This is a genomic window from Tenacibaculum agarivorans (assembly GCF_001936575.1).
Lineage (GTDB): Bacteria > Bacteroidota > Bacteroidia > Flavobacteriales > Flavobacteriaceae > Polaribacter > Polaribacter agarivorans.
Genome location: NZ_MSMP01000009.1, coordinates 142074 through 152425, shown reverse-complemented (window position 1 = coordinate 152425; position 10352 = coordinate 142074). Strand labels below are relative to the sequence as shown.

Below are 10352 nucleotides of genomic sequence, written 5' to 3'. Positions count from 1 at the left end.
AGAGGTAGCCAAACTGTATGTATAAAGAACGAACATTACTACAAAAAATAAACCTTTTTCTCAAGGGCTTAGCTATGGGAGGCGCAAACAAAGTCCCAGGTGTTTCAGGTGGAATGGTGGCTTTTGTAATGGGATTCTACGAGGAACTTATCTATACGTTTCAAAAGATAAATGCTACAGCATTTAAGTTTTTATTTAAAGGGAAATTTAGAAGTTTTGCTAGGTATACTAACTTTCAGTTTTTAGTTTGGGTTATGCTAGGAAGCATGTTTAGCTACTTCAGTGTATCTCTTATTTTAGACTATTTTCTCAAAAATTATGAACTCTATGTATGGGCTTGGTTTTTCGGAATGATCATCGGCTCAATCTATTATATATCTAAAGATTTTGGAGAGTGGAATATCAAGAGTTTCATTTCGCTAGCTATAGGAATTTCAATTGGATTGGCAATTAGTTTTATGACACCTGCTAAAGAGAATGATAATTTATGGTTTGTATTTGTATGCGGAATTATAGGAGTTTCTGGTATGACATTGCCAGGTTTATCAGGGTCTTTTATTTTAATCCTATTAGGAAACTATGTGTTACTACTAGTAGATAGCGTTAATGTATTAGGAGGTGTTATTGCAGCTATGTTTTCTGGTGATTTTTCAGCTTTTAAAGACGCTGTTAAAGTCAGATATCTTAAAATTATTACCGTTTTTACTTTAGGATCTGCTTTTGGTTTAGTATCTATTTCTCATGTTTTAGGCTATGTGCTGAAGAGATATCATCAAATAGTAACAGCTATTATTATTGGATTTATAAGTGGTTCATTAGGAATAGTATGGCCATGGAAAAAAACAATTTATAAAATAGAAGAGGGAAAGTTTTTGCTAGATAAACAAGGAAATAAAATTATAGAAAACTATCAACGTTTTATTCCTGATATACAGCAGTATGAAACTTGGATTGCTGTAGGTTTTATACTATTAGGAATAAGCCTTATTTTAATTATAGACCATTATGGTAAAAGAAGAGCTTAGAAGTTTATTTGGTTTACTAGGAAAAAATATTTCATACTCTTTTTCTAGAGGATACTTTACAGAAAAATTTAAATCATTGAATCTAAAAGATCATGAGTATGTGAATTTTGATATACAGGTTATCGATGAGCTGTATGATATTTTAAAACGAAATGAAGCAAATTTAAAAGGAATGAATGTGACTATTCCTTATAAAGAAGAAGTAATCCCTTTTTTAGATAAAATAGATAGAAAAGCTAAAAAAATTGGGGCTGTTAATACTATAAAAATTACTAAGTCTGGTAAGTTAAAAGGATATAATACAGATTTCTATGGATTTAGAAATTCATTAAAACCTTTACTGAAAAAAGAACATAAAAAAGCACTCATTTTAGGAACAGGAGGTGCCTCTAAAGCAATTGCCTATGCCTTAAAAAAGTTAGGAATACAATATACATTTGTTTCAAGAACTAAAAAAAATGAGAAAATGCTTACATATGGTGAGCTCACTGAAAATATAATAAAGGAGTATTTGTTAATCGTAAACACTACTCCATTAGGAACACATCCTAATACAAGTGGTAAACCAGATATTCCTTATAACTTTATCACAGATAAACATATACTATATGATCTAATTTATAATCCTTCCGAAACTCTTTTTTTGAAGTTAGGTAAAGAAAAAGGAGCTACAATTAAGAATGGATTAGAGATGTTAGAATTGCAAGCTGAGAAGGCTTGGGAAATATGGCATTAATATTTACGTTATAAAGTTAAATCTAAAAACGTTTAACCCAATTTAAGTGGGGATTACTCAATAATTCCTTATCTTTATATTCAAATCATGGAACTTTAAACATTATTCATATGTTAGAAAACAAAGACAAAAGTGTAGAAGATAATACCAAAGAATTAATAGAAAATCAAGAGGTTATCTCAAAAGAAGTAGAGTCAGCAGTAAATGAAGTAGAGAATATGGTTGCCGAAAATTCAGAAAAGGAAGAAAAGAAGGAAGAGATTCCGATGCTAGATTATGCTTCCATGGAATTAGAAGAACTGGTTGAGCAACTAAAAAAGCTAATCAAAAATAATCCTATACAACTTATTAAAAATAATGCTGATGCTATCAAAAATGCATTTAACATTAAGTTTGGAAAGCTATTATCTCAAAAGAAGGAAGAGTTTTTAGCTGAGGGAGGTAATTCTATAGACTTTCAGTTTTCTAGTCCAGTAAAAGTTGAGTATAACGGTTTATTGAAAGAATATAAAGTTAAAAGAGATGCATATTATGCACAGATAGAAAATCAATTAAAAGATAACTTGGATAAGAGAAATGTGCTTATCGAAGAATTAAAATCATTAATTGAAAATGCTAATCCAAGAACCATGTACAATGAATTTCAGAAAATTCAAGAGAAATGGAAAGCGATTGGGGCAGTTCCTAGAGCACGATATAATGATACATGGAAAATTTATCACCATCATGTAGAAAGATTTTATGATCTTCTACATTTAAATAAAGACTTTAGAGAGTTAGATTTTAGACACAATTTAGAAGAAAAACAAAAACTAATTCAAAGAGCTGAGTCTTTATTAGAAATTGAGGATATTAATGTTGCCTTTAAAGAACTACAGGAGTTACACAGGGTTTGGAAAGAAGATATAGGGCCTGTAAGTAGAGAGTTTAGAGAAGAGGTATGGCATAGATTTAGTGAGGCAACAAAAAAACTTCATGATAGACGCCATGACTATTTTAAAGACCTACGATCTAAACATCAAGAAATCATAGACGCTAAATTAGTAGTAGTTGAAAAAATAAATGCATTCGATTTCTCTAAAAATATAAGTCATAAAGATTGGCAAAGAAGTATTAAAGAAATTGAAGCTTTGCGTCAAGAATACTTTAATGTTGGAAAATTACCTTATAATAAAAGTGAAGTAGTTTGGCAAAAATTAAAGCAAGCGACTAAACGTTTCAACACAGCAAAGAATGCTTTCTATAAACAAGAAAAGTCTGCTCAAACTGATAACTTGAAAAAGAAGATGGAATTGGTTGAGTTAGCTGAAAGTTTGAAAGATAGTGAAGATTGGGAAACAACTACCAATACTATGAAGCGTATTCAGTCTGATTGGAAAAAAATAGGACATGTACCTCGTAAATATTCTGATGAGATTTGGAGTCGTTTTAAAACTGCCTGTAACGCTTATTTTGATCGTTTAAATGCGCATAGAGATGGTGTAACACAAGAACAAGAAGCGGTAGTAGTTACTAAAAAAGAATTCTTAGAAGAATTTAAAAATGCAGGTGAACTATCTATAGAGCAAGTTCAAGAGTATATCCAAAAATGGAGAGCCTTAGGATCTTTACCTAGAAATGCACGTCATTTAGATGGTAAGTTTAACAAAGTTGTAGATGCAAGTTTAGCAAAATTAAACTTAGGTAGAGAGGAAATTGAATTAATGAAATTCAAAAATATTGTAGATAATTATCTAGCTCAAGAAGATTATAGAAAGCTAGATAGTGAGCAATTCTTCATCCGTAAAAAAATAACTGAAACTGTCAGAGAAATGCAGCAATTAGAAAATAATCTAAGTTTCATCTCTAATGCAACAGAAGACAATCCTCTAGTACAAAATGTACGAAAAGGAATAGGGAAATTTAAAGAAGAGTTAGATATCTGGCAAATGAAGCTAGATTATCTAAAGAAGTTAGATTACTAAAATAGTATACAATTATATTTATTTACAACTCAGCCTGTTTGGCTGAGTTTTTTTATACTATTATTTGTATTAATGTATACAAACGTACATGTTTAATGCAGAAATAATATTCATAATATTTTCTTTGAAATAATTTTATCGATAATTCATAAACCTTTAAAATCTAATAATTATGGTAAAATCAATTGTAAGCCTAAAAGGAACTAAACAATTAACAAAGAGAGAACAAATACTAATACATGGAGGATCTGGTTGTGTTGGTCGATGTACTTCGGGTTGTATGCAAATTCCTCTAGACCAAGATGATGAGTTCTTTCAATGCGCTGACGACTGCTTTGATTTATGTACAGCTTCTATTTCTGGAAATTAAATATTAAACAGATTGAAAACAAAAAACCTCGAATAATTTAAATTCGAGGTTTTTTTTATTCTTTATATAATAGTAGACAAATTAAGAAAATAAGTTATCTATTTTTTCACGTTCTTCAGCAGCTAAAGCAGCGTCTACTAAAATTCTTCCACTATGCTCATCAATAGTGATTTTCTTTCTATTGGCAATCTCTAATTGAATTTGTGGAGGAATAGTAAAAAAAGATCCTCCAGCAGCACCACGCTCAATAGATACTACTGCTAATCCATTTTTTACTTTATTACGAATTCTATTGTAAGCAGTTAATAAGTGTCTATCTATAGATTCAGCAAACTCTTGAGACTTTTCTTGTAATAATTTCTCTTCTTTCTCAGTTTCTTGTAAGATGGCATCTAATTCAGATTTTTTACCATTCAAATGACCTTCCTGTAACTTTAATTTATCTTTAGTACTGTCAACTACTTGCTTCTTTTGAGCAATTTTAGCTTTAAACTCTTTAATTCTCTTTTCAGCTAATTGGATTTCTAATTCTTGATACTCCATTTCTTTAGCTAAAGAATCAAATTCTCTATTGTTACGAACATTTTTTTGTTGTTCTTCGTACTTTTTTATTAATGTTTTAGCTTCTTCAATTACTAACTTTTTATTACTGATATCAGTATCTAAGTTTGAAATATCTTGAGCTAAATTTGAAAGTCTAGTATTTAATCCGGCAACTTCATCTTCTAAATCTTCTACTTCTAAAGGTAATTCACCACGAACGTTTCTAATTTCATCAATTCTAGAATCGATCAATTGTAAATCGTATAACGCTCTTAACTTTTGTTCTACCGTTACTTCTTTTTTTGCCATCTTTTAAATATAATGTATTGGATTTGTACTCTTTTCACTTAAAATAATTGCAAAATTAGTGAATTTTTTTGTAAGATAATCAACTAAAAGGTTTTTTGTAAACTGTTCGCTTTCATAATGTCCAACATCAGCCAATAAAATTTTTCCTTCAGCCTTAAAAAACTCATGATATTTAAAATCTGCACTAATATATGCGTCTGCTTTTGCTCTTATTGCACTTGTAATTGCAAAACTTCCAGAACCACCTAAAACAGCAACTTTTTGTATATTTTTCTGAAGTAACTCAGAATGTCTTACACAGTCTGTTTTAAAAGTAGATTTTACAAATTGTAAGAAATCAATTTCACTCATAGGTTCAGGTAAATCACCAATCATTCCCATTCCGACATTTTGATTTTTATTTTCTAGTGTAATTATTTCATAGGCAACTTCTTCATAAGGATGATTCTTAAATAGAGTATTTAAAATACTTCCTTCTAAATAGCTATTAAAAGTTACTGAAATACAAGTTTCTTCTTCAAATCGTAACTCACCTCTTTTACCTATTGTAGGATTAGAATGTTCATTTCCTTTATGACTACCTTTTCCTTCTATATTAAAAGAGCAATGATCATAATTACCAATATTACCGGCACCAGCTTCAAATAACGCCTTTCTTAAGTCTTTGGCGTTATTTTTAGGAATATAAGTAGTTAGTTTTTTTATAATGCTTTTCTTAGGAAGTAATATTTTTGTGTTTTGTAAACCTAATACTTCTCCCATTTTAGCAGATACACCGTTATTGGAGTTGTCTAATGCAGTATGTGTGGCATAGATAGCAATATCGTTTTTTATAGCTTTTAATACTACACGTTCTACATAATTATTTCCATTTAGTTTTTTAAGTCCACTAAACACTATAGGGTGAAAACTCACTATTAGATTACATTCCTTCTCTATAGCTTCATCAACGGTTTCTTCAAGAGTATCCAAGGTGACCAGAACACCAGTTACTTCTGTAGAATATTTCCCAACTAAAAGTCCAACGTTATCAAAGTCTTCAGCATAAGCAAGCGGAGCTATTTTTTCTATATGATTTGTAATGTCTTTTATAGTCATAGTACTAATTTGCGTAATGTCAAAGTTAAGATATTTAATGTATTTTCGTACTAATGAAAGTACTTCGATATTTATTATTTCCTTTAGCAATTCTGTATGACTTAATTACCACTATTCGGAATTATCTTTATGATATAGGAGTATTTAAATCTACTTCATTCGAACTTCCGGTAATTGCTGTTGGAAATTTAACCACAGGAGGAACTGGAAAAACACCACAGATTGAATATTTAATACGATTATTAAAAGAAGACTATAAAGTTGCTGTTTTAAGTAGAGGGTATAAAAGAAAGAGCAAAGGATTTTTAATAGCTAAAGAAAATCATTCAGCAGATGATGTTGGAGATGAACCATTACAATTCTTTTCTAAATTTAAAGATGCTATTACAGTTGCAGTAGATGCTGATAGAACTCATGGTATTCGTAGTTTAATTACTAAGGTTAATCCTGATGTTGTTTTATTAGATGATGCTTATCAACATAGAAAAGTTAAAGCTGGTTTTTATATTGTATTGACAAAGTATAATGATTTATATAAAGATGATTTTCTTTTGCCTACAGGGAATTTGAGGGAAAGTAGTAGAGGTAGTAATAGAGCAAACCTAATAGTAGTTACTAAGTGTCCTGAGAGTTTATCTTTAGAAGAAAAAGATAAAATAAAAGCTAAGTTAAATATTAAGAAGCATCAAAAAATATTTTTTAGTGCTATTGATTACGATGAGAATTTAAAAGGAGAAAAAATAATTAATATTGGAACTCTAGAAAATAAAGAAATTGTTTTGGTTACTGGAATTGCTAATCCAACTCCATTACTAAATTATTTAAGAGAGAAAGATATTGATGTAAAACATTTGAACTTTCCAGATCATCATAACTTTACAGCTTCAGATATTTTAAAAATTAAAAAGAGCTATGAAGAAATAGAATCTAAAGAGAAACTGATATTAACAACTGAGAAAGATTACATGAGGTTAGAAGGAAAGATTAAAGATTTATATTACATCAGTATCAAAAATCATTTTTTTGAAGAAGAACAAGCATTTAATAGGTGTATTAAATGTTTTATTACTGTTTAAATTTGTAAAATTGGCATTATTTTTGTTTTTTGAAATTAGGTTAAACAATTCACAATGAAAAAAATAGTTACTATAATATCATTATTTTGTCTGTTGTATAACTTGAATGCTCAAGAGGGATCATCTCATGTAGGTACTGACATAGATATTAACTGGCAGCCTAATTTACAAATGGCAATTGAAAAGTCAACTAAAGAAAATAAACCTATTTTACTATACTTTACTGGTTCTGATTGGTGTGGTCCATGTATAAATTTGGATAAAAATGTCTTTCATACCGAAAAATTTAAGAAATTTTCCGATGAAAATATGGTACTATACATGGCTGATTTCCCTAGAAATAGAGACTTAGTAACAGAAGAAAATAAGAAAATAAATGAGGAGCTTAGAGTAAGGTATGACCAAAGTTCTTTTCCTACGATACTAATAATTAATGCTAAAGGGGAAGTATTAGGACGAAAAAATGGTGCCTATTTAGCTGAATACTACTTCCCGTTTTTTGAAGAAGTAGTAAACAACTTTTAGTATTCAACTTACACATATTTTTTTCCAAAAGAATCTCTAGCTTCAGCCATAATCTTTTTAATATCCTGATCGTCTTTTCTTGGACAAATCATGATAACATCTTTCTTTTCAACAACAATAAAATCTTCTAATCCTTGAATAACAACACGTTTTCCGTTTTGTGTTCTAATCATATTACCTTTGGCATCTCTAAAAATAACATTAGCACCAACTACTGCATTTTCATTTTCGTCTTTTTTAAGTTTACCATATAAAGATCCCCAAGTACCTAAATCATTCCAGCCAAAATCTACAGGTAGTACATGTACATTATTAGCACGTTCCATAATACCAAAGTCTATTGAAATATTTTCACATTTCTCATAGTTGCTTTTGATGAAATCGTCTTCAAAATCAGTGTTATACACGTTGTCACCATTGTCTAGTATGTCTAACATGTTGGGTAAATACGTTTTAAAAGCTTCTATAATGCTTTTAGCAGACCAAATAAAAATTCCAGCATTCCATAAGTAATCTCCACTTTCGATAAATTGTTGCGCAGTAGCTAAATCTGGTTTTTCAGTAAAGTTTTTTACTTTTTTAATCTCAGAATCGTGCTGTTCATATTGAATATAGCCATATCCTGTATTAGGATGATCAGGTTGAATACCTAAAGTCATTAAAATATCATCTTTCGCACAAGCATTAAATGAAGTTTCTATATTTCTTAAAAACTCACCTTCGTCCTTTATCCAATGATCAGAAGGAGCTACAAGCATTACAGCATCAGGATTTTTATCATAAACTTTAAGTGCTGCATACAATATACAAGGAGCGGTATTTCGCATTACAGGCTCTAACAATAATTGCTTATTATTGAGTTGAGGTAATTGTTGTAGTACTAATTTCTCATAATTGTCATTAGTTGCAATTAGAATATTATTGGTAGGAACAAGTTCATTAATACGTTCAAATGTACGCTGTATGAGTGATTGTCCAGTGCCTAACATGTCATGAAACTGTTTGGGGAATTTTTGCGTACTTACAGGCCAAAATCGGGAACCAATTCCACCTGCCATTATTACTGCGTAAAAGTTATTTTTCATGGTTAATTAATATTGGGTTAGTCCAGTAGTAAAACTTCTATATTCTGATTAAAAAGATAAGTTTTTTTTGAGTTTAAATGTAAACACTCATAACGTGTTCTACGTTTAATTCCTCTTTGGTATAGTTGATTTTTATAACTAAAGATTCTACCATTAGGTATTTCAAATATAAAATTCTTTCCCGATTCAGCAACGCCTCCTTTTAATGCAAGCGATAATTTAACATCTGAATCAGTACTTGCCTTTGGATTTTTTAAATAATTAGCAAGTATGGGTAGAACTTCATTTGGGTAAATATCAGGTTGTAAAAATGGTAGCATTAAATGTTGAAAAATAGTTTTCCATTCTTTTCCATGAGGTTGTACTCTTCCAAATTTACTATACGTAACATGATGAGCAACTTCATGTATCAGAGTAAGTAAAAATTGATGCGGATTTAAATTATTATTCACAGTAATTTGGGTTTGTCCATTAGGAAAAGTTCTAAAATCACCATGCTTTGTTTGTCGTTGGTGTACAATTTTTAGATTTACCTTATACTTCTTAAGTATATGATGAGCAATGGGAACTGCCTTTTGAGGAATGAATTTTTGAAGTACTGTATTCAATATTTCGATTTTAACTACTAAAGTAACTCAGGTAAATTGAACTTGAAAGTTTTTGAAACAGAAAAAGTAAAAATCTAGATTAATTAGTTAAATACCCGTTTAAAATTAAATCACTTTTGTTAGTGATTGAATGTAAATGTCCATTTTTCAATAGTAAATTTCGATGTGTTATTTTCAATACATCTTCATAATAATGGTCTGTAATTACAATTCCTTTTTTTATTGATAATTCTATAAGAAATGACGAAATAATATCTTTAAAAATAGGTTCAATCATTGAAAAAGGTTCATCTAGTAATAAAAAGGGATGTTCTAAATTCCCTATGAGTAATAACTCTAAATATCGTAATTGACCAAGAGATAAGTTACCGACTTTACGATTTTCAAAACTAGAAATTTTTGGAGCATAAAAAATCTGATCTTGTATATTTCCATCAGCAAAAAATAAAGGAATAATATCTCGTACTTTTTTGGCTTTGGGAAGAAAAGATTCTTGTGGTAAATAGGCTATAGTTTTAGAAGAAATACTCTTTTTTTGAGAGAATAACTTTCCATTAATTTCTCTATGAATATGATCTGGTTTTAGGGAACCAAATAGTATTTTTAACAAAGTAGATTTACCAGATCCATTTCTTCCAAAAATCCCGATAATTTCACCAGTGGAGCAACTTAGACTGATGTCATCTAAAACCATAGCAGTATTAAATGATTTCGTTAATCGAGTTATATTCAATCTCATTGTAAAACTATGGATACTATAAAAATTGGCAATGAAATTATTAGGTTTAGTAACCAAACATGTAATAACAAATTTTTCTTTGTAAAGCCTAAATTGTAATACATATAGTATTCATTTTTTTTAAATAGATTAAATACTAGGTATCCAATTAAAATCCCAAAAGAACAGAATATAACTATAGACCAAAAAAAGCCCATAATAATACCAATAACTAAAGAAAAAACAAGATTAAAAGTGTTTATATCAAAAGCATATTTAGAAACTGCAGTGTAAT

11 protein-coding genes are annotated in these 10352 nt (G+C 29.5%); 6 read left to right on the top strand and 5 right to left on the bottom strand.

Annotated features, from left to right (window positions below; translation table 11 throughout):
• Nucleotides 1–17 precede the first annotated feature (17 nt).
• The 4 genes from BVC87_RS08950 to BVC87_RS08935 all read left to right on the top strand — a co-directional run bounded on the left by BVC87_RS08950 (nucleotide 18) and on the right by BVC87_RS08935 (nucleotide 4095).
• Nucleotides 18–1025 (top strand): DUF368 domain-containing protein, encoded by a 1008-nt coding sequence (locus BVC87_RS08950; protein WP_075342023.1) that lies wholly within the window; start codon nucleotides 18–20, stop codon nucleotides 1023–1025.
• Nucleotides 1006–1761, top strand: a complete 756-nt coding sequence (locus BVC87_RS08945; protein ID WP_075342022.1) for a shikimate dehydrogenase family protein — start codon at nucleotides 1006–1008, stop codon at nucleotides 1759–1761. The genes BVC87_RS08950 and BVC87_RS08945 overlap by 20 nt, the downstream gene beginning before the upstream one ends.
• Before the next feature lie 110 nt (nucleotides 1762–1871).
• The gene (locus BVC87_RS08940; protein ID WP_075342021.1) at nucleotides 1872–3725 is read left to right on the top strand and encodes a DUF349 domain-containing protein; all 1854 of its coding nucleotides are present in this window, start codon (nucleotides 1872–1874) and stop codon (nucleotides 3723–3725) included.
• A gap of 172 nt (nucleotides 3726–3897) precedes the next feature.
• Nucleotides 3898–4095, top strand: coding sequence for a hypothetical protein (locus tag BVC87_RS08935; protein ID WP_075342020.1), 198 nt, complete (start codon nucleotides 3898–3900; stop codon nucleotides 4093–4095).
• Between the two features lie 81 nt (nucleotides 4096–4176).
• Here BVC87_RS08935 and BVC87_RS08930 read toward each other — a convergent pair whose 3' ends face one another.
• On the bottom strand, nucleotides 4177–4947 hold the full coding sequence (locus tag BVC87_RS08930; RefSeq protein WP_075342019.1) for a zinc ribbon domain-containing protein: 771 nt from the start codon (nucleotides 4945–4947) through the stop codon (nucleotides 4177–4179).
• 3 nt (nucleotides 4948–4950) lie between these two features.
• Complete coding sequence (locus tag BVC87_RS08925) at nucleotides 4951–6045, bottom strand: Nif3-like dinuclear metal center hexameric protein (protein ID WP_075342018.1); 1095 nt, start codon at nucleotides 6043–6045, stop codon at nucleotides 4951–4953.
• 53 nt (nucleotides 6046–6098) lie between these two features.
• Here BVC87_RS08925 and lpxK point away from each other — a divergent pair, with 53 nt between their 5' ends.
• A complete protein-coding gene (gene lpxK / locus BVC87_RS08920; protein WP_075342017.1) occupies nucleotides 6099–7121 on the top strand; it encodes a tetraacyldisaccharide 4'-kinase in 1023 nt (340 codons plus the stop codon).
• A gap of 54 nt (nucleotides 7122–7175) precedes the next feature.
• On the top strand, nucleotides 7176–7646 hold the full coding sequence (locus BVC87_RS08915) for a thioredoxin family protein (RefSeq protein WP_075342016.1): 471 nt from the start codon (nucleotides 7176–7178) through the stop codon (nucleotides 7644–7646).
• Nucleotides 7647–7654: 8 nt separating this feature from the next.
• Here the strand turns inward: BVC87_RS08915 and BVC87_RS08910 are convergent, their stop codons facing one another.
• From BVC87_RS08910 to BVC87_RS08900, 3 genes are all read right to left on the bottom strand, one after another.
• On the bottom strand, nucleotides 7655–8731 hold the full coding sequence (locus BVC87_RS08910; protein WP_075342015.1) for a mannose-1-phosphate guanylyltransferase: 1077 nt from the start codon (nucleotides 8729–8731) through the stop codon (nucleotides 7655–7657).
• A 17-nt stretch (nucleotides 8732–8748) separates the two neighbouring features.
• Nucleotides 8749–9339 carry a SprT-like domain-containing protein gene (locus BVC87_RS08905; RefSeq protein WP_075342014.1) on the bottom strand — a complete coding sequence of 197 codons (591 nt, stop codon included), beginning with the start codon at nucleotides 9337–9339 and terminating at the stop codon, nucleotides 8749–8751.
• A gap of 79 nt (nucleotides 9340–9418) precedes the next feature.
• Entirely contained in the window at nucleotides 9419–10078 is a 660-nt protein-coding gene (locus BVC87_RS08900; protein ID WP_075342013.1) for an ATP-binding cassette domain-containing protein, read from the bottom strand.
• Between the last annotated feature and the right edge of the window lie 274 nt (nucleotides 10079–10352).